Below are 19698 nucleotides of genomic sequence, written 5' to 3' on the forward strand. Positions count from 1 at the left end.
GTCAGGCCCTGATTTTATCTTTTATTTTTACTGACCCATATTCCAGGATCATCGCGACAATCAGTATAAAATAAGCGATAGCACCCATCTCGTGAAGATTATAATAATACGAACTGTCCATAAACATATCGTAGCCGATCCCGCCCGCGCCGGCAGCGGCTCCCATAGCGACGGCGATACCGAAATTGACTTCAAAGCGGATAAACGTCCAGGAAATCATCGAGGTCATGGAAGACGGAATAACCGCCTGCCAGACGATCTGCCACCAGCTCGCCCCGCACCCCTCGAGCGCCTCAATGGTTCCTTTGTCCATTTCTTCGAATGATTCGGAATAAGCTTTTGTCAGGTAACTGATGGAATGAAAAGACATCCCGATAACCGCGGCCACACTTCCGAGGCCGGCAGATACTGCGAAAATCAACACCCACAAAACGGTCGGCACGGCACGGATGATGGCAACAAGTTCCTTGACGATGTTCGACGTCATCCGATTCGACAGATTTCTGGCGGCGAAAAGGCTCAGAAAGAGTGCGATAATTGCTCCAAGCAGCGTCGTCAGTATACCGAGAGACAATGTGATCAACAGCTCGCCGATGGCACCAAGAAAGGTCACATGGTCAAATGAAGGCTGCAGGAATATCACCTTAAAGTTGGATAATGTTGCCAACACACCCTTGATAAAATTCACGCCCTCATAATTGAACGTCAGAAAACCTATTATAGTCAGCAAAGCGAGCATTAGCAAAGTAATTCGAATGGCCAGAGCAGACCTGGTCAATAATTTGATTTTGATCCGCTTCGCGGTAAACGGGACCGATCCGCTGCCTGTCAGGGCGGGTTCCGTTGTTTTGATCATTCTCACTTATAACATCGCCCTTCTTACGTAATTGGAAATCCATTCCGTGATTAATATGGACAGAACGATCGAAAGAACGACGAGGCTTGCCGAATTATAGTCCATACCTTTGTAGTACAGATCAAAAATAAATCCGATTCCGGATCCTGTCAGAATGCCAACCAGCGTGGCGCTTCGGACATTGGTTTCGATCATAAAAAGTACCCAGCTGATCAGCTGAGGAACACTCATCGGAAGCACAGCCTGAAAAACAATGGCGATGTAGCTGGCTCCCGTCGCGCGCAAGGCCTCCACCGAATCCGCCCCGACCTCATCGATCGTTTCCATGAACGCGCGGGTGAGAAAACCGAATGATGCGACAAATAAAGCAAAATAACCGGTAAGCGAGCTCTGCCCGAATGAGAAAAGAAGCACGAGTGCCCAGATACTGACGTCAATATTTCGGAAGATATTCGCGATGAACCTGCTGATCAATGCCAGAACACGGTTGATCTCGGTCACCCTCGATCCGAACAGAGCGAAAACAAAGGCAAAAATTGAGGCAACAGATGCTGCCGCAATGGAGATCAGAAGCGTTTCCTGTAATTTTGACCAAATATCCGGAATTTTTGCCAGTGAGTTTGCATTCGGGTAGAAGTTTGTCACACTCCAGATGATCGCTTTCGGAATCGAGGTGACAGTCTGGATAATATCAAATTGAGTGATGATCATTGCCGCATAGGCAATCACAACCAGGATCAGAAGAATAACCAGCGACTGAACTTTTCGGAATAATAAATCATGCTTCATATTTTTCGCGCCGCTTCTTTAGACTCGGGAATGGTGAGATTCAGTTCTCCACTGTCTGCCCCGTAAATTGCCCGGATATTCTCATCTGTCAGCTCAGACGGCAGTCCGTCAAAAACAACCTTGCCCTGGCTGACCCCGATAATACGGTCAGCATAATTAAGTGCGACATCCAGTTGATGCAAATTTACCAGAACAGTAATGCCAAGGGTGGTCGAAATATGTCTTAAGTGATCCATGATCGTTTTAGAAGAGTTGGGGTCCAGTGATGCGATCGGTTCATCCGCCAGCAGCATCTTGGGCTCCTGGACAAGCGCCCTGGCAATACCCACACGCTGCTTCTGTCCGCCGCTCAGCTGATCACAGCGTTTATAGACTTGGTCCTCAAGGCCTAAAGATTTCAGAATCTCCAGAGCTTGTTTTTTCTCGCTTTCTTGGTACAGCCCCAGCGCGCCGATAAAGGCCGGTTTATACCCAAGACGTCCGTGCAGGACGTTTTCAAAAACACTCAGCCGATCCACAAGATTATAGCTCTGAAAGATCATGCCTATTTGGGTTCGCAGCCCCCTCAGTTTGCCCTTGCTTAATTGCTGTACATTGGTTTTATCAAAGATAACCTCTCCGCTTGTCGCTTCAATCAACCGGTTGATGCAACGAAGGAGAGTTGATTTCCCTGCTCCCGAAGGACCAATAATGGAAACTAACTCCCCTTCATTTACGGAGAAGCTAACATGGGATAACGCCAGAGTGTCATTGCCGTACCGCTTTGAGACATCCCTGAACTCTAATAACGCTGCCATGTCTGACTCCTCACTTTATTTATAAATTTTAAAGAAAGCTTGCCGATTGGCAAGCCCTTAGGCGATGCCAGAGGCCTAGTTGCACTTACACTTTAATCCTTGAAATTTTTATACTCTTAAAGTTGAGAGAAACTCCGGTTATTCAGACAGTTTTCTGATCGGATCAAACCAGGAATCATCGATTTTCAGAAAGCGGTCGTTCTTCCCTGTTTTGAAGAACATTGCCTTTGAATTTGCCGGGGCAAAGATCGATTTATCGTTCGCGACTTTATCTGAAGTCAGCGTGCTGAGCAGTTTCTGCTGATCCTGTTTGCTTAACGTCTGTGTATTCATGACAATCGGCGCATTGAGAACAGGAGTAACGGTCAGAACCGTGAATTCTTTCCCGGCAAGATTATTGAAAGGTTCCGGTGCGCCGCTTTTTACTTTATATGTCGTGCCGGGCTTATCAAAAGTGCCGCTTGCAACATCCACATAGCGTTCCAGTTCCGTGTCACAGAAAGCCGCAACATCCACTTTTCCTGTCAGCAGATTGACGGCCGAACCCTGATGGGTCTGACCGAAAAGAACCTGGCTGAAGAACTTCCCGCCCTGGGTCAAATCCGACTGCTTCAAATTACTGTACTTGCTCTGAGATTTGAAATCGTGAATAATCTGAGCGGTCGGGATAATAAATCCTGAGGTTGACGCCGTCGAAACAAATGACATCTTTTTGCCTGCGATATTAGCAAGTGAGTACTGGCCATTTGTCTGATACTTAGAAGCATCAGCCGCAGGCACAGAAATCCAGCTGTAGTACACCGCATCCTTGAGGGTACCGGATCCACCGCTGTTTACGACCAGAGGAAGAACCTTGCTGTTTTTCTGATGTGCCTCGATATAACCCTGGGCAGCTAAAAATCCGATATCCGCGTTGCCACTGGCAACAGCTTCAATTGCAATATTATAATCGGTTGTCAGTTTATCAATGACTTTCTTTCCGGTTGCCTGGGCAATGATTTTATCAAGTGCCTGGCGGGAATCCTTCATGTCCGCTCCGGATTCGTTCGGATACCAGACAACCGTGATTATCTTTTTTCCTGTGCTTGCCGAACCGTTTGCCGAGCACGCAGATGTTAAAAGAACTAATGTCAGAATAAGTAAACCGATCAAAAATTTTTTCACTTTTCGATTCCCTCCAGAATTGTTATCTGACTCAGTGGTTCCGCCGGCCATTAGCCAGTGAAAGTAAAGCCTGTCAATTGATGCAATTAAAAAGTGACAAAACCTTTCTGCATATCGCCACGAATCCGAGAATTGCTGTATTCAACGGGTTGATCAAGATGATTGACAAAACTTTCAATTTTGATGATAGGAACATTTTCGGGAATGTTTAACAACTCAGCGTCACTCGTGACAGGCAACATCGCCTGAAAAACCGACTTAGAACGCCTGGGGCGGAGGTGGTAACAACCTGTCATCACCTGATAAAGCGAATGGAAATCGACCAGGTGTTTCTCCAGTTGAGGAACCTTCTCTGCCGGCAGGATGGTCGTTGTCACGGAAATGGGACAGCGGTCGACGTAACGAAGAATCTCAAGTTCATAGATAGATGGGTCGCGGTCAAGCTGCAAATAACGTTTTTCTTTTTCGGTGGGCTGGCGCTTCACACACTTCAACACTTTGCAACTATGCAAAATGCCCTGATTGTTCATATTGTCGGAAAAGCAAGTTCTCGATGATAGACTGTATGAAACAAGCCGCGGTCTCTGATTGACAAACGATCCCTTTCCCTGCCTTGAAGTCAGCCAGCCCAGGCTCGCAGTTCGTGCAACAGCCTGCCTTACCACCGATCGATTGGTTCCGAACTGTCTGCATAATTCATTTTCAGAAGGAATTTTATCTCCTTCCTTATAAACTCCCGTAGAAATACAATCGATCAAATATTCGGCAATTTTCAAATGTTGAAGTTCCGCTTGCACCATCCTTCACCTCCCCCAAAACTGATCTCGGCATTTCAATGCTTACGATTTACACTCTAACTTGTTAACAAGTAGGAAACATTAAGCTATTTTTAATTAATTCTAAAGCTTAAGACTTGAATAAACATATCGTTTAAAAAAATTGAAGCATTGCCGGATCCTGTCCATACTTAGGTAATATTCATGCGGAACTCTGTGTCGAAAACATTCATAGAGATGCAAAAATGCCCGGTCGATACGATAATATGTCGTATCGACCGGGCACAGAAGCTCATTGGCTAATCTCTAAAAAACTTTCGGCGGCATTTCTCCTGCTTTAAGGTTTAACTGCCTGAATGGTTGAGGATACAATGTAATTTTGAATGTTCATCCCCGGCACCCATTCTTTGATAAACTCTTTTGACTCATCTTTAGGCTGAATAACAATAGTTACAAAACCAGCCGCTTTCAGCATGTTTTCCAGATCGATGATAGACGCTGCACCCGAGATACAGCCGGAATAGGAGATATCCAGGTCATTCTTGACATCCGGGGGTAATTCAGCAGTCAAAACAACATCAGAAATAGCAAGACGCCCGCCTTTTTTTAATACCCGGTAGGCCTCCTTAAAAACCTGAAGCTTATCCGGAGAAAGATTGATCACACAATTTGAAATAATAACATCCACAGTTTGATCGGCTACCGGCAAGTGCTCAATTTCCCCGAGACGAAAATCAACCTGGTCATAAGCGCCTTTTGCGGCGTTTTGACGGGACTTGCTCACCATTTCCGGAGTCATATCCACGCCCACAACACGGCCGCTGGCACCGACCTGACGCGCCGCAAGAAAACAGTCAAAGCCACCGCCGCTGCCAAGGTCAAGAACGTATTCACCTGGTTTTAGAGAAGCGATGGCCTGAGGGTTGCCACATCCCAGTCCCAAATTGGCACCATCAGGCACGGCTGCCAGTTCTTCAGCAGAATAACCAAGCTGCTCCGATAAGCGGCTGCTGTCAGACGAAGTATGGCAGTTGCAGCCGGAACTCGAAGAACAGCAATTTGACGCAGAAGTTACATTCTGAAGAGCAATTTGTTTGTAATGATGGCGAACATTTTGTTTAATCTGATCGTTTGATAAGCTCATGGCAAACACTCCTTAGTTTTCATTTGAAATTTGCTTCGACTGTCATTTCATTTTTACCACGTACGGTGACCCATCAAACCATCTGATTTAACGGATCTATGTTACTGACAAGCAATCTGTTTGAGGTATATCTTTAAACAACCATACATTCACTTTCGCTTATATAATAACACAATTATATTAAAGAAGGCTTATCTATTAAGCAAATTTAAGTTATTATTTTTACTTATGAATCAACATGTAACTATTACGATAAAAATTCTTTACTGAAGGCATTATTTTACCTCAGCAAGGAACCTATTATCGGATATAGCGGGTGAAAAAGCCCTTGTTCTAATAATAAAGAAATCCGACATGTATTTTTAGATAAAGAAAAAAAATCAACCTACTCCGGAAAACCAACACAAGGAGATTATTTCAGATAGAAAAGGAAACAAACTACTGTAAATACGGTATAGTTGATATAAAATGTTTTGTTTGATTTCTTCTCCATAATTTTCAAAAAGGAGTTCGTTATGAAACGATTGAATCAAGTAATATTCGTTGTTGCGTTCATCATTATGGCAATATTCGCAGGTAAAACAGTTTTTACCGATAATAATAACTCAGGACATAATTTATTATCTTCACATTCTACCAGCAAAACCAATATAAAGAACGGAATACAGCAGGTTGCATCGGGAATTTCAGCATCCCTTTCCAGTCAAGGTTCTACTGGAAAGACCAATGATTCAGCTTCCAAACTGGCGTCTCTGAACTATCAGCCCGGATCAAGCGCAGTCATAGCAGTGAATCATAACAAGTCAACGCTCAACTCGAGAGACTGGAAAGAAAACAAAGTAATTTACAGCAATATCGACGACTTAAACCGTACTTCACATCCAAATACCGCTTATCTGGAATCACGCAATATGGCCAACGATTCCCTTAGAGTGCGCCAATACGTTCAACCGACCGGGTGGCACCAGAAGTTCTCCAATGGTAAAGCAATTCTAAATCGTGGCCATCTGATCGCCTACTCGCTGTCAAAGGGTATTGCCTATACAGGGTCATATAATCCAAGTCTGAAATCCGGGGATCAAAATAATCCTAAAAATTTGTTCACACAGACCGCTTTCTCAAACCAAGAAATTCAAACCATTTATGAAAGCCAAGTCCGTAACGCATTGAAACAAGGAAAAAAGGTGATTTATCAAGCACAGGCGATATTTAATGGCAATGATCTCATGGCTAAAGGAGTGGAACTACAAGCCATTTCAACTGATGGATCACTGAACTTCAACGTCTTTATCTTCAATGTTCAGCCGGGTTTCCAATTCAACTATGCTGATGGCACATCACATATGGATCGAAGTATTACGGTTCCTACACCAGCTGGCGCACCACACTTTTATGATTAAAGAGCAAGATATGAAAATAGCTACCCACTATTAAATAAAAATATCGTTGTTTGTTGAATTTATTTAAATATATCGTGATTATGAAATTGGCCCGGCCAGTAAAATGATTTTTTTCTAATTGTATAGTGTCTATCTTTTTATTGTCGATGAATACTACGATCAGACGTTGCTAGTTCTGGCCTACAGTCATCATAAAAACTGATCCTATGATTATTTTCATACTTATACACTCCCCCGGTTTGATATAGGCCATTCTCATAGAATTTTAGTTGTACCCTATTTGACGAAGTCTCCCGGTAAAGATAAGCTTGATAACATTGTGGATCTCCAGCTGCAAAATCATTTAAAACAACTTCCCACTTATAATGCCCTACCCATATGGGATGTCGTGCACATAAAATGGTGTAAGTTGCTCAGTAAAGAATAAATACACTGATAACGATAACCAATCCTCAAATAAGATGATTTTTCAAAAATAGATCACCCCTTTATCTTTTATGCTTACCGTACTGAAAACAATATATTTATGTTTATGAATTAGTTTTTTATCAATAATCACAATGATCTGAGTATTTTTACTGGATACTATAATTATAAGAATTATACTTTTATAAAAAGGGGGAGGTACACTGATTAGGGCTTTGAATTGTTATTAATTTGTACCACTCTAGTTTTGCGTGTGATTTGCGTATAAGGGCCTGTATTACTCTAAATCAGCGGATCAGTACTATCTGTTATATATAAGTAAAACCCCTGAATATCAAGGGGTTTGACGATTTTCTGTTTATGGCCCTGGGGGGAATCGAACCCTCGACGCACGGTTTAGGAAACCGACGCTCTATCCACTGAGCTACAGAGCCGGATACAGTCTGGCCGCTTTGAAGGCGACAATAGCTATTATACAAAAAAAACAGCCCTTTGAACAGGGGAAGATTAGGCATCCAGGGAAATATGGGCAGCGCAGACTAATCTCCCAAGCCGTCTTTTGTTGATATGATTTGAACCACGCACAAATAAAAAGCAGCCCTTGTTTAGAGAGGACTGCTTCTGCATCACCGGCTATGGCCGAAGATCACAGCTTCGTAACGTTTGCTGCCTGAGGTCCGCGGTTGCCTTCGACAATGTCGAAGCTAACTTCCTGACCTTCTTCAAGCGTCTTGAAACCGTCGCCTTCGATTGCAGAATAGTGTACGAATACATCATTTCCGCCTTCGACTTCAATGAATCCGTAGCCCTTTTCTGCGTTAAACCACTTTACTTTACCATTCTGAGCCATAGTATAGCTGCCTCCCTAAAACCTTGCGCTGCCCGCGCGTGAAATAATACCATCCACCATCTAACAAAGTAATCAGGACATAAAAAGCAAACCCTTCCAGAAGTAAAAACTACTACACTTCAGGGAAGGGTCTTCATTCTTACATCCAGATCATATATTAAGTAGTAAAATGGTTTATTACAATATAGCACAGTCAATGATTTGTGTCAAATTTCCAATTAATTTTTGTAAACGGATACGTTGTTGTTATAACAGAGAATTTCGCACATCAGGGTGTCCGCAAACCGCGCTCTGGGCAGCTCGACTTTGCAATTTCTCTTCACCAGATGATCCCTCCCGTTCTTTTCAAACCATTGAACTCATGATAAACTAAAAGCAATATATATGTTCCTGTTTTCGGCCGTCCGATTTACGAGTAACGGCTATTTTTATTTCAGAAGGGCGATTGATTCCGTAATGAATGACAGCCAGAGATCTTCGAAACACTTAATTACTGTTGCGGGCATGGTTGGTATTGGCAAGACGACATTCACAAAAGCACTGGCCGAGCGTCTTCATTTCCGCACATCTCTCGAAAAGGTCAATGGAAACCCATATCTTGAAGCCTTTTACAAAGATTTCAGCCGCTGGGTCTTTCATCTTCAGATCTACTTTCTTGGCGAACGTTTCAAAGAAACCAAATTGATTGACGCATCTCCGGACGGATTCGTCCAGGATCGCTCGATTTACGAAGATACAGGCATCTTTGCCCGGATGCATTATGAAAAAGGGACAATGTCTGAAGCTGACTATCAGACATATACCAGTCTGTTTGACGCCATGGTCATGACACCTTACTTTCATCATCCCGATCTGCTGATCTATCTCCACGGATCACTGGATGCGACGATCCGCCGTATCAGCCGTCGCGGCCGGGCGATGGAAAAAGAAACCCCAGTCGGCTATTGGAAAGAAATGCATGATCGTTACGAGCAGTGGATCAGCCATTTTGACACCTGCCCGGTGCTGAAAATTGATATTGATGATTACGATCTGCTGGACGACCCGAATTCCATTGAACAGGTCATACCGCTCATCGAGGATAAACTAGTCAGCCAGTCCGGAAGCCGATAAAAAATCTGTCACCTTTATATATGTCCGGGCCTACGAAAAAACCGCCGCATAGGCAGAAATCTCTGCTGATGCGGCGGTTTTTTTAGTCTTTTTCCTGATTTTTTGCTTTCTGATCGGACGTTTTCTTATCCTCTTTTTCCTTATCGGGATTAAGTGTAATCCCCATGTCTTCAATCATGCGTGTCAGCCTGGCTTCGGTATCAACTTTCTGGTGAAAAGGCATGCCGTTCCCTCCTCAGAAAATGTTATTCGGCAATGATTAATCTGCCTGTGTAATCTTGTCATGATTTCTCATGTAAGGACGGAGCGCCTCGGGGATCACAACACTGCCGTCTTCCTGCTGATAATTCTCCAGAATTGCGGCAACCGTACGCCCGACAGCAAGTCCCGACCCGTTCAGGGTATGGACGTATTCCGGTTTGGCTTTCGGCGTACGCCTGAAGCGGATATTGGCCCGGCGTGCCTGGAAGTCTTCAAAGTTACTGCACGAAGAAATCTCGCGGTAGGTGTTCTGGCTTGGAATCCAGACTTCAAGATCGTATTTCTTAGCTGCGGTAAAACCAAGATCACCTGTGCAAATGCTAACCACTCTGTAAGGAAGCTGAAGCAGCCTCAGCACCTCTTCAGCATGTCCCGTTAGTTTTTCAAGCTCATTATAAGAGTCTTCAGGTTTAACGAAGCGGACGAGTTCAACTTTGTTGAACTGGTGCTGCCGGATGATACCCCGAGTGTCTCGCCCGGCTGACCCGGCTTCGGAACGGAAACAGGCACTATACGCGGCGTAGGCGATCGGAAGCTGATCTCCGCTGAGAATCTCATCGCGATAATAATTCGTTACCGGCACTTCGGCTGTAGGGATCAGGAAGTAATCCCTGTCGTCAGCAATTTTAAAAGCATCCTCCTCAAACTTCGGAAGCTGCCCGGTTCCCGTCATGCTGTCACGGTTAACCATGTAGGGCGGCATTATAGTGGTATAGCCATGCTTTTCTTCATGAAGATCCAGCATGAAGCTGATCAGTGCGCGCTCCAGGCGCACACCGAGTCCTTTATAAAAAACAAAACGGCTGCCGGTGACTTTAGCTGCCCGCTCGAAATCCAGGATATCGAGATTTGTGGCAATATCCCAGTGCGGTTTCGGTTCAAAAGGAAATTTTTTTGGGTCGCCCCAGAAACGAATCGGTTTATTGTCATTTTCGTCTTCGCCGACCGGGACGCTTCCGTGCGGAATATTCGGGATGGATAGCATCACCTGGTGCAGATCGCTCTCGATCTGATTCAGCTCACCGTCAAGCGCCTTGATGTTGGCACTGACTTCACGCATGGATGCGATCAGATCTTGAGCATCCTCTTTTTCCCGTTTCTTAGCCGCCACTTTTGCTGAAACCTCATTCCGCTTTGCCTTCAGAACCTCGGTTTGACTGATCAATTCGCGCCTTTTCTCATCAAGCGCCGGAAACTTTTTAAAATCGCTGAGATCTTCACCTCTTTTATTCAGTTTTCCCTTAATTTCATCATAATGGTCACGTAAAAATTTCATATCGAGCATCGTCATTTGCCTCCAAATATCTCAGAAATAAATAAAATCCCGTCCCTGAATCAAGGGACGGGATTTAACCCGCGTTGCCACCCAAATTGCCGAAGATCCGCTCAGAACCTGTCGGCCGCTTTGTCATTGATAACGGATTTGATCCGTTTATGGCCGGAACTTATCCGGCTTTTCTCTCAGGAATGGATTCGTTGCATGTCCCTCACCGCTTCCCACCAGCCGCAGCTCTCTGCACAGGGACATTGCAATTACTGTTTTCCGTCATCAAGCCTGCTATTCATTAACTAAAAATGTACAATAAACTTCATCAAAAAGCAAGCGGTTAAATAGTTTCTTCAACAAGATGAACAAAATAGCGATGCAGGCTCAAGTCGTCCGTCAATTCGGGGTGAAAAGCACACGTTAGAAACCGGCCCTGACGGCAAGCCACAATGTGATCCTCATAAGTTGAGAGGACTTCTACGTCCGGACTGGCACTTTTAATATACGGCGCTCTGATGAAAACACCATCATAATGATCGCTGACATGTTTGATTTTTAGGTCGGCTTCGAAACTGTCGACTTGCCGGCCGAACGCGTTGCGCTTTACGTCAATATCGAGAAGGCCCAGATGCGGGCCTTTTTTTCCTTCAATTTTTTTAGCCATCAGAATCAATCCGGCACAGGTACCGAAAACCGGTTTTCTTTCCGCAAATGATCGGACTGTCTCAAAAAGCCCGTATTGATCCATCAGCCTCCGCATGGTTGTGCTCTCGCCGCCGGGAAGCACAAGCCCGTCAAGACTTTCTAAATCCCCAGCATGTTTCACACCGACGGCATCTGCACCTGACGCCTGAAGTGACTTTATATGTTCACTGACCGCACCCTGAAGGGCAAGAACCCCAATTTTTACTGTCATGATTTAATCAGCCTCCGCCTTATTCCCCGCGGTCCTGCATCCGGTCAGCCGGCTGAAGCGTCCCCATATCAATACCCTTCATCGGATGACCCAGTCCCTTTGAGAGCTCAACAATACGTTCATAGTCCTGATAATAAGTCGTCGCTTCAACAATCGCTCGGGCAAATTTAGCCGGATTTTCAGATTTGAAAATACCGGATCCGACAAAAACGCCGTCAGCGCCGAGCTCCATCATCAGGGCAGCATCGGCCGGAGTTGCTACGCCACCGGCCGCAAAATTGACAACCGGCAGACGGCCGGCCTCCTTGATTTGCAGCAATATTTCGTAAGGAGCACCCAACTCTTTAGCAAATACCATAATTTCCTCGGGAGTCATACCGACCACTCTGTGCACCTGACTATTCACAAGGCGCATGTGCCGGACTGCTTCGACAATATTGCCTGTACCCGGTTCTCCTTTAGTACGAAGCATTGCTGCGCCTTCGCCAATTCTACGGGCAGCTTCGCCAAGATCGCGGCAGCCGCAGACAAATGGAACAGTAAAGGTTTTTTTATCAATATGGTAAACATCATCGGCAGGTGTTAAAACTTCACTTTCGTCAATATAATCAACCTTCATCGATTCGAGCACTCGGGCTTCAACAATATGGCCGATACGTGCTTTAGCCATTACGGGAATTGTCACTGCGTTTTGAACTTGTTCAACAATTTCCGGATCCGCCATTCTGGCAACTCCGCCGGCCTTCCTGATATCTGAAGGTACTCGCTCCAACGCCATAACAGCAGTAGCACCGGCTTCTTCAGCAATTTTGGCCTGTTCGGCATTGACCACATCCATGATCACGCCGCCCTTTTGCATTTCTGCCATTCCTCTTTTTACAGTGTCCGTGCCTTTCTGAGCCACTTTTATCCCTCCATTAATTTCTTCTTAGATCATTTAAAATTGGAACAGCTCTAGTGTACTATAAATTCATAGTAAATAACTATTTTTTTAGGCATATTGAAAATTTTTACAAAAAAACCCGGAAAAACAATCTTCCTGGGTTTTAAACTATAAGTCACTAAATTGTGTCAGTCTCAGAAGCGTCCGGCAATCCATGAAAAAATTCCGGCAAAGAAACTGCCAATGGCTTTGAGCATGCTGATAAACCAACCGTTCTTGTCAACCTGCTGGGCTGCAACAACCGGAATTTGGTTATCGTTTGGATTCAATTTGCCATAAGCGCCGTTACTTGAAGAAAGCGTTGCGTAACCAATTTTTTCGCCTTTTTTGACAGGGGCTTCCAACTGACCATTTTTATTCAATTTTGAACGATCAAGAGTGACCTTGAAATCAACTTTTGACGTTTCGCCGTTCTGGGCGGTAACAATCACCGGTTCACCAAAAGCAAGGTTCACACTGCCTTGTTTACCATTATTGACCGGAACTGCTTTTTGCCCTTGAACTAACTGATTCTTTTGAGCTAGGGTTTTCTCAGAAAATTGCTGATATCCATAATCGAACAGTGTCCGCGTCTGCTCAAAACGCTGCCCTTCAGATGATGTTCCCATAACAACACTGATCAGCCGATGTCCGTTCTGTTTAACGGTACCAGTAAAGCAATAACCGGCCTGAGCGATGTATCCGGTTTTCAGTCCGTCCACACCTTGATAAGTATATTTACTCATATTAGCACCAAATCCAGGAAGCATATAATTCCAGTTCACCATCTGAATAGGCGTTTTCACACCGGCTGTAAAGTTTTTCAGCGGAATCTTGGAAATATTCAGTGCTTCAGGATAATCCTTGATCACGTGGTAGGCCAATATCGCCAAGTCTCTCGCTGAAAGCTCATCGCTATCATTCTTGCCACCATAGCCGCCATAGGAAGCAAATTGCCCGAGATCTGAATTATCAAGGCCTGTGCTATTAATATAATGAGCGCCGTTCATACCGAACTTTTTAGCCGTTGCATTCATCAGATCAACAAAATTCTTTTCGGAACCGCCTATTTTTTCAGCCAGAGCAATAGCCGCTCCATTAGCTGAGTAGATAGCCATCGCTTCGTATAATTCTTTAACCGTGTACTGATAATCTTGTCTGAGTGGCACGTTTGAAAGGGACCGGTTTTGCGAAATCTGATAAGCATAATTGCTGATTGACACTTGCGAATTCCAGTTTAGCTTCTTGGAATGAACCGCCTGCATCACCAGATATTCAGTCATCATTTTGGTCATGCTGGCCGGTGGATAAACCTGATCCGCGTTTTTCTCATACAAAATTTGTCCGCTGTTGTAGTCAACAAGTATCGCAGATCTTGCCTGCAGATTCAGTGTATCTGCCGCTTCAGCTTTCGAAGCAAAAGATCCTTGAAATGCGATTGTCAGAGCCAGTATAAAAGCGAGCCCTGTCACTGCAAAAAACCGCAGCTTTTTTCTGAAATTCAACCCCTACACCCCCGAATGGTTTACCGCAGCGCATTCTTCAAAGCAGCTGCAAACATAGAAAACCGAGGCGAAATGAATCGTCCCGAATAAGTAAAGCAAAAACAGTAGACTTTAAGAATCAGTGAATAACCTGCCGGCCACTCTATGATTATTTAATAGAATAGTTCGGTGCTTCTTTTGTAATCTGAACGTCATGGGGATGACTTTCTAGCAATCCTGCATTGGTGATTTTTGTAAATCTTGCATGCTCACGCAAATCCTTAATCGTCGGCGTCCCGCAATAGCCCATACCGGAACGGAGACCGCCGATCAGCTGATAGATCGTATCAGCCAGCTTACCTTTATAGGGCACACGTCCTTCAATGCCTTCCGGAACCAGCTTCTTCTGGTTTTCCTGAAAGTAACGATCCTTGCTGCCATGTTCCATCGCACTGACTGAACCCATACCACGATAAACTTTGAACTGACGACCCTGATAAATTTCTTTTTCTCCCGGTGTTTCATCAACTCCAGCAAGCAGTCCTCCGAGCATAACCGCGCTGCCGCCTGCTGCAAGCGCCTTGACTATATCGCCGGAATACTTGATCCCGCCATCAGCAATAATCGCTATACCGTGCTTGTCTGCTTCGTTGGCGCAATCGTAGACAGCCGTGATCTGAGGGACCCCAACTCCCGCAACGACACGTGTTGTACATATTGATCCCGGCCCGATTCCGACCTTCACTACATCGACACCGGCATCAATCAGTGCTTTTGTACCCTCAGCTGTTGCAATATTTCCTGCGATCAGATTGATCTTCGGGAAACTTTTCCTTATTTCAGCAACCTTATCCAGAACACCCTTTGAATGGCCATGTGCTGTGTCAATCACAAGCGCATCGGCACCGGCATCGACCAATTTTTCAACACGGAGCAACGCGTCAGCCGTCACCCCGACGGCTGCGGCAACGAGCAGCCTGCCGTGCTCATCCTTTGCCGAATTCGGAAATTCGACGACTTTTTCAATGTCCTTGGTCGTAATAAGACCCTTCAGCACGCCGTTTTCATCAACGAGCGGCAACTTCTCGATCCGGTGCCTGTTGAGGATTTCCTCAGCTTGTTTGAGACTGGTTCCAACCGGAGCAGTGATCAGATTGTCTTTCGTCATCATGTCACCGATATTCGCCGAGTAATCTTTAACAAACCGCATATCTCTATTCGTCAGAATGCCGACAAGATGCTGGTCTTTATTGTTGTCTACAATGGGAACACCAGAAATCCGGTATTTATTCATCAAGTGTTCTGCATCAAATATTTGATCTTTCGGAGTTAAAAAGAAAGGATTCGTTATAACGCCGCTTTCAGACCTTTTTACCTTATCTACTTGCTCTGCCTGTTCTTCAATGGACATGTTCTTATGAATAACACCCATGCCGCCCTGCCTGGCCATAGCAATCGCCATCGACGACTCAGTCACAGTATCCATGCCTGCACTGATAATCGGCAAGTTCAGTTTCAGCGATCCGGTCAATGCGGTTTTGACAGAAACATCGCGCGGCAGCACTTCTGAAGCTGCCGGAATCAGCAATACATCGTCAAAAGTCAGAGATTCTTTCACAAACTTATCTTCTCTCAACGCTTTCTTACCTCCATTAAAGGATTATTTAATCACTCATCCGAAAATTTTATTGATAGCTTAACAATTGGGCAAACAGCTGTCAAGGAATCCGGTTAAAGTAATACTATTCTAAAAAAGAGCTGCCACACTGCGTACGATTATTACATTTTGCTGTGAACACCAGAATCGCCGGAATAAATTTTAAGCTATATAAAAACTCTTTCGTTATTTGTCCATTATAAACCGATTCTATCGATTTGAAGAATGAATTGTTTTCCATTATGAGCAGACTTTGTATTTATTTTACTGGGTCGGCATGGTAAACATCTGAAATATGAACAGAACGATTTGAGGTTAGAGAAAAGACTTCATTATTTTCAAGGCGGATGATTGGCCGCGTCGGATCTTTTTCCGGGATAAAAATAATTTTTCCGGTCAAGTTATTTGAGAGCATCACATCCATGCCAATGAACAGCGTCATCAGTTCAGTACAAAATTTGTCAAGGATAAAACCTGAGAGCTTCCCGTAATACCTTCCGCTAACGCGTTCCAATATTTGTACCGGCCCGCCTGTCGACAACTTGTCAGCATGATGAAGGAAGCAGTCGCACACCGCCATAATTTTTCCAAAGACACTGAGCCGATCCCCGGTCAAATGCAACGGAAATCCGCTGCCATCCTCACGTTCATGGTGCTGAATCACTGCCACCATTGCCTCTTCTTTCAGGGTTGGGACGCCTTTTACCATTTTATAGCTGTCAAGGACATGTTTCTCGTAGAGTGATCGTTCGCTGCCAACATAATTGCCCTTCTTATTCAACAGAGAAGGAGGGAACTTGGCCATGCCACAATCCGCAAGCATGCCTGCAAGTCCGAGTTGATATATGTCTCCCTGTGGAAAGTTCATTTTTTTGCCTAAAAAACCTGACAGGAGACCAAGGGTAACATTGCGGTCTGCGCGGCTGCGCACCATCGTCTTTGTCAGCAAAAACTCAGTGAGCCAGATTGAAGAATCATTAAGATAAGTTTCTAAAACAGGCATCATCACTTTCCGGAATTCGCCAATATTAAGCGACGCACCGGACTTCCAATATTCAAAGAAAAGTTTATAAGTGTCAACCGCCTGCTGATAAACACCGTCCATGAGACTGGATCCCAGATGGTCTTCATGGACTGACGGCTCATTCGTGCCCGCGGAAACTTCTGCATGTACTTTTTTTCCATTGGCCCGCACGGATTCAATCTCTACGTCTCTGATCAGGAAAGCATTTAAAAATGCAATATGGATTGCATTCAGTATGGTCCCCGTTTTCATCAGCGGTTTATCCGATTTAGCATAAACATCCTTTTTCAGTACGTAACCGGGCTTCAACGCATCGACAGCAATCTGCATATCTTTTCCCCTCGCCATTCACCGGAAGCAATCAGACTGGTTGAAATGAAGATCATTCCTGATCATCAATGTCTTCTTCATCATTATTCTGAATCCGAGCGACTGTCGCCACGCTGTCTCCTTCATCAACCCGGATCAGCGTCACACCCATCGTATTTCTTCCCAGTCTGGAAATGCCTGAAACCGGCATCCTGATAATTACTCCATTTGCGGTTATAATCATCAAATCTTCTTTTTCTTCAACCGTGCGCAGCGCAATAAGATTCCCGTTCTTCTCAGTAATATTGCACGTCTTCAGCCCTTTGCCACCGCGTGTCTGACGACGGTATTCACTGCTGGACGTCCGCTTGCCGAAGCCGTTTTCCGTGACGATCAGGACATCGTTCCTGTCATCGGCAATGCCCATCCCAACAACTTCATCATCGGAATCCAGGGAGATGGCTTTCACACCGGCAGCGGTTCTGCCCATCGGCCGGACATCGTTTTCATCATAACAGATGGCCATTCCTTTCTTCGTACCAACGATCAGATCCCGTTGCCCATCAGTCAGCCGGACGGCCATCAATTCATCTTCATCACGGATGGAGATGGCAAACAGACCCCCCTTGCGAATATTGGAAAAATCCACCAGTGGTGATCGTTTTGTAATTCCTTTTTTAGTCAGGAAAACAAGAAAATGTTTTTCATCAAAGGCTTCGACCGGGAAGAAAGCCGTAATATACTCCCCTTTTTCAATCTGAATCAAGTTAATGATCGGAATGCCTTTTGCCGTTCTGCCCAGTTCAGGAATTTCATAGCCTTTCAGCTGAAAGACACGTCCCTTGTTCGTGAAAAAGAGCACATGATGATGTGTATTGGTCTGAAAAAGATGTTCGACAAAGTCGTCTTCATTGGTTCCCATGCCCTGAATGCCGCGTCCGCCACGATTCTGGTTTTTGTACGTATTGACAGGCATCCGTTTGACGTACCCATTATGAGAGACCGTAATCACAATATCCTCTTTTTCAATCAGGTCCTCATCTTCAATCAGATCGGCGCCGACAGTGATTTCAGTACGCCTTGTGTCATTGTATTTTTCTTTAATTTCACGTAGCTCTTTGCGGATAATATGCAGCACTTTCTGTTCATCAGCAAGTATGGCTTTCAATTCAGCAATTCGCTTGATCAAATCCTCGAACTCCTGCTGAATTTTCTCGCGTTCAAGGCCGGTCAACCTTTGTAACCGCATATCCAGAATTGCCTGGGCCTGTACCTCTGACAGTGAGAAGTTTTCCATCAGCCCGCTCCGCGCAATATCCGTTGTTTTGGAGTTGCGGATCAGTGTAATGACTTCATCCAAATGATCGAGTGCAATGCGTAAGCCTTCGAGAATATGTGCCCTTGCTTCCGCCTTTTTGAGTTCAAAACTTGTGCGGCGGCGAATCACTGATTCCTGATGCACCAAATAATAGTGAAGGCATTCTTTAAGTGTCAGGATCCTCGGCCGGTCGTCAACCAGTGCCAGTATATTAATGCCGAAACTCGTCTGTAGCCCGGTATGCTTGTATAAATTATTCAGCAAAACATTGGCGTTTGCATCCCGCCGAACCTCAACGACCATGCGCATACCCCGGCGATCCGACTCGTCGCGCAGATCGGTGATACCATCCAGTTTTTTGTCTTTTACCAGTTCGGCAATTCTTTCAATGAGTTTTGCTTTGTTCACCTGATAAGGGAGCTCTGTGACAATGATGCTCTGCTTTCCGCTTGGTTGTTCTTCAATTTCCACCTTTGCTCGGACAATGATCGATCCACGTCCGGTACGATAGGCTCTCTTAATGCCCTCCCGGCCAAGAATCAAGCCGCCTGTTGGAAAATCAGGCCCGGGTATAAACTGCATCAATTCATCTACACTGATATCCGGATTTTTGCTTAATGCCAGAACGGCATCAATCACTTCGCCCAGCTGATGCGGAGGAATATTGGTAGCCATGCCGACAGCAATGCCAGAAGCGCCGTTGACCAGCAGGTTTGGGAAACGCGATGGTAGAACAACCGGTTCCTGCTCTGAATCGTCATAATTAGGATGGAAGTCAATCGTATCTTTACGGATGTCACGAACCATTTCCATTGAAATTTTTGACATTCTTGCTTCGGTATAACGCATGGCTGCCGCCGGATCACCGTCGACTGAACCGAAGTTGCCGTGCCCGTCGACCAGTTCATAGCGGTAACTGAAATCCTGTGCCATACGCACCATTGTGTCATAGACCGCGGAATCGCCGTGCGGATGATACTTACCAATCACTTCACCGACAATTCGCGCCGATTTTTTATAAGCCTTGTCGGCAGTGATTCCGAGCTCATTCATCGCGTATAGAATACGCCGGTGTACAGGCTTCAGACCGTCGCGGACATCGGGAAGCGCCCGGCTGACTATGACACTCATCGCATAGTCAAGGAAAGAGGTCCGCATTTCATGCCCGATATCGACCGGTTTGATTCTTGATTCATCTTGCTCTGCCATCTTTTTTCCTCCTTAC

18 protein-coding genes and 1 tRNA gene are annotated in these 19698 nt (G+C 45.1%); 3 read left to right on the forward strand and 16 right to left on the reverse strand.

Features of this window, described 5'->3' with window-relative positions:
• Position 1 precedes the first annotated feature (1 nt).
• The 6 genes from COP04_RS02535 to COP04_RS02560 all read right to left on the reverse strand — a co-directional run bounded on the left by COP04_RS02535 (position 2) and on the right by COP04_RS02560 (position 5526).
• Positions 2-856: a PhnE/PtxC family ABC transporter permease gene (locus COP04_RS02535; RefSeq protein WP_100489487.1), complete on the reverse strand. Its 855-nt coding sequence runs from the start codon at positions 854-856 to the stop codon at positions 2-4.
• 6 nt (positions 857-862) lie between these two features.
• The gene (locus COP04_RS02540; protein ID WP_100486557.1) at positions 863-1645 is read right to left on the reverse strand and encodes a PhnE/PtxC family ABC transporter permease; all 783 of its coding nucleotides are present in this window, start codon (positions 1643-1645) and stop codon (positions 863-865) included.
• Positions 1642-2442, reverse strand: a complete 801-nt coding sequence (gene phnC / locus COP04_RS02545; RefSeq protein WP_100486558.1) for a phosphonate ABC transporter ATP-binding protein — start codon at positions 2440-2442, stop codon at positions 1642-1644. The genes COP04_RS02540 and phnC overlap by 4 nt, the downstream gene beginning before the upstream one ends.
• Positions 2443-2580: 138 nt before the next feature.
• The gene (locus COP04_RS02550; RefSeq protein ID WP_239984740.1) at positions 2581-3606 is read right to left on the reverse strand and encodes a PhnD/SsuA/transferrin family substrate-binding protein; all 1026 of its coding nucleotides are present in this window, start codon (positions 3604-3606) and stop codon (positions 2581-2583) included.
• 86 nt (positions 3607-3692) lie between these two features.
• Positions 3693-4406 carry a GntR family transcriptional regulator gene (locus COP04_RS02555; RefSeq protein WP_100486560.1) on the reverse strand — a complete coding sequence of 238 codons (714 nt, stop codon included), beginning with the start codon at positions 4404-4406 and terminating at the stop codon, positions 3693-3695.
• Positions 4407-4719: 313 nt separating this feature from the next.
• Positions 4720-5526 carry an arsenite methyltransferase gene (locus COP04_RS02560; protein ID WP_100486561.1) on the reverse strand — a complete coding sequence of 269 codons (807 nt, stop codon included), beginning with the start codon at positions 5524-5526 and terminating at the stop codon, positions 4720-4722.
• Positions 5527-6041: 515 nt separating this feature from the next.
• On the opposite strand from COP04_RS02560, the gene COP04_RS02565 reads away from it, so the two are divergent.
• Entirely contained in the window at positions 6042-6926 is an 885-nt protein-coding gene (locus COP04_RS02565; protein WP_239984742.1) for a DNA/RNA non-specific endonuclease, read from the forward strand.
• 787 nt (positions 6927-7713) lie between these two features.
• Here the strand turns inward: COP04_RS02565 and COP04_RS02570 are convergent.
• Positions 7714-7786, reverse strand: a tRNA-Arg gene (locus tag COP04_RS02570).
• A 212-nt stretch (positions 7787-7998) separates the two neighbouring features.
• On the reverse strand, positions 7999-8202 hold the full coding sequence (cspD, locus tag COP04_RS02575) for a cold-shock protein CspD (RefSeq protein ID WP_100486562.1): 204 nt from the start codon (positions 8200-8202) through the stop codon (positions 7999-8001).
• Positions 8203-8658: 456 nt separating this feature from the next.
• Here cspD and COP04_RS02580 point away from each other — a divergent pair, with 456 nt between their 5' ends.
• A complete protein-coding gene (locus COP04_RS02580; protein WP_100489489.1) occupies positions 8659-9315 on the forward strand; it encodes a deoxynucleoside kinase in 657 nt (218 codons plus the stop codon).
• Positions 9316-9397: 82 nt separating this feature from the next.
• On the opposite strand, the gene COP04_RS19355 is transcribed toward COP04_RS02580, so the two are convergent.
• Positions 9398-9538: a hypothetical protein gene (locus COP04_RS19355; RefSeq protein ID WP_157800140.1), complete on the reverse strand. Its 141-nt coding sequence runs from the start codon at positions 9536-9538 to the stop codon at positions 9398-9400.
• Between the two features lie 36 nt (positions 9539-9574).
• Positions 9575-10861 carry a serine--tRNA ligase gene (serS, locus tag COP04_RS02585; protein WP_100486563.1) on the reverse strand — a complete coding sequence of 429 codons (1287 nt, stop codon included), beginning with the start codon at positions 10859-10861 and terminating at the stop codon, positions 9575-9577.
• 74 nt (positions 10862-10935) lie between these two features.
• On the opposite strand from serS, the gene COP04_RS02590 reads away from it, so the two are divergent.
• On the forward strand, positions 10936-11145 hold the full coding sequence (locus tag COP04_RS02590) for a hypothetical protein (protein WP_100486564.1): 210 nt from the start codon (positions 10936-10938) through the stop codon (positions 11143-11145).
• 38 nt (positions 11146-11183) lie between these two features.
• Here COP04_RS02590 and pdxT read toward each other — a convergent pair whose 3' ends face one another.
• The 6 genes from pdxT to gyrA all read right to left on the reverse strand — a co-directional run bounded on the left by pdxT (position 11184) and on the right by gyrA (position 19682).
• Positions 11184-11759 carry a pyridoxal 5'-phosphate synthase glutaminase subunit PdxT gene (pdxT, locus tag COP04_RS02595; RefSeq protein WP_100486565.1) on the reverse strand — a complete coding sequence of 192 codons (576 nt, stop codon included), beginning with the start codon at positions 11757-11759 and terminating at the stop codon, positions 11184-11186.
• A 19-nt stretch (positions 11760-11778) separates the two neighbouring features.
• On the reverse strand, positions 11779-12663 hold the full coding sequence (pdxS, locus tag COP04_RS02600) for a pyridoxal 5'-phosphate synthase lyase subunit PdxS (RefSeq protein ID WP_100486566.1): 885 nt from the start codon (positions 12661-12663) through the stop codon (positions 11779-11781).
• A 173-nt stretch (positions 12664-12836) separates the two neighbouring features.
• Positions 12837-14186 (reverse strand): serine hydrolase, encoded by a 1350-nt coding sequence (locus tag COP04_RS02605; RefSeq protein ID WP_100486567.1) that lies wholly within the window; start codon positions 14184-14186, stop codon positions 12837-12839.
• 148 nt (positions 14187-14334) lie between these two features.
• On the reverse strand, positions 14335-15801 hold the full coding sequence (gene guaB, locus COP04_RS02610; protein ID WP_100486568.1) for an IMP dehydrogenase: 1467 nt from the start codon (positions 15799-15801) through the stop codon (positions 14335-14337).
• Between the two features lie 280 nt (positions 15802-16081).
• On the reverse strand, positions 16082-17176 hold the full coding sequence (locus COP04_RS02615) for an HD-GYP domain-containing protein (RefSeq protein ID WP_100486569.1): 1095 nt from the start codon (positions 17174-17176) through the stop codon (positions 16082-16084).
• A gap of 52 nt (positions 17177-17228) precedes the next feature.
• The gene (gene gyrA / locus COP04_RS02620) at positions 17229-19682 is read right to left on the reverse strand and encodes a DNA gyrase subunit A (protein WP_100486570.1); all 2454 of its coding nucleotides are present in this window, start codon (positions 19680-19682) and stop codon (positions 17229-17231) included.
• Between the last annotated feature and the right edge of the window lie 16 nt (positions 19683-19698).

Origin of the sequence: Sporolactobacillus pectinivorans, from assembly GCF_002802965.1 — a bacterium.
Lineage (GTDB): Bacteria > Bacillota > Bacilli > Bacillales > Sporolactobacillaceae > Sporolactobacillus > Sporolactobacillus pectinivorans.

What these genes read in the sequence shown, in the direction of transcription:
- COP04_RS02535 (WP_100489487.1), bottom strand. Translation starts at nt 856, where the DNA reads ATGATCAAAACAACGGAACCCGCCCTGACAGGCAGCGGATCGGTCCCG.
- COP04_RS02540 (WP_100486557.1), bottom strand. Translation starts at nt 1,645, where the DNA reads ATGAAGCATGATTTATTATTCCGAAAAGTTCAGTCGCTGGTTATTCTT.
- phnC (WP_100486558.1), bottom strand. Translation starts at nt 2,442, where the DNA reads ATGGCAGCGTTATTAGAGTTCAGGGATGTCTCAAAGCGGTACGGCAAT.
- COP04_RS02555 (WP_100486560.1), bottom strand. Translation starts at nt 4,406, where the DNA reads ATGGTGCAAGCGGAACTTCAACATTTGAAAATTGCCGAATATTTGATC.
- COP04_RS02560 (WP_100486561.1), bottom strand. Translation starts at nt 5,526, where the DNA reads ATGAGCTTATCAAACGATCAGATTAAACAAAATGTTCGCCATCATTAC.
- COP04_RS02565 (WP_239984742.1), top strand. Translation starts at nt 6,042, where the DNA reads ATGAAACGATTGAATCAAGTAATATTCGTTGTTGCGTTCATCATTATG.
- cspD (WP_100486562.1), bottom strand. Translation starts at nt 8,202, where the DNA reads ATGGCTCAGAATGGTAAAGTAAAGTGGTTTAACGCAGAAAAGGGCTAC.
- COP04_RS02580 (WP_100489489.1), top strand. Translation starts at nt 8,659, where the DNA reads ATGAATGACAGCCAGAGATCTTCGAAACACTTAATTACTGTTGCGGGC.
- COP04_RS19355 (WP_157800140.1), bottom strand. Translation starts at nt 9,538, where the DNA reads ATGCCTTTTCACCAGAAAGTTGATACCGAAGCCAGGCTGACACGCATG.
- serS (WP_100486563.1), bottom strand. Translation starts at nt 10,861, where the DNA reads ATGCTCGATATGAAATTTTTACGTGACCATTATGATGAAATTAAGGGA.
- pdxT (WP_100486565.1), bottom strand. Translation starts at nt 11,759, where the DNA reads ATGACAGTAAAAATTGGGGTTCTTGCCCTTCAGGGTGCGGTCAGTGAA.
- COP04_RS02615 (WP_100486569.1), bottom strand. Translation starts at nt 17,176, where the DNA reads ATGCAGATTGCTGTCGATGCGTTGAAGCCCGGTTACGTACTGAAAAAG.
- gyrA (WP_100486570.1), bottom strand. Translation starts at nt 19,682, where the DNA reads ATGGCAGAGCAAGATGAATCAAGAATCAAACCGGTCGATATCGGGCAT.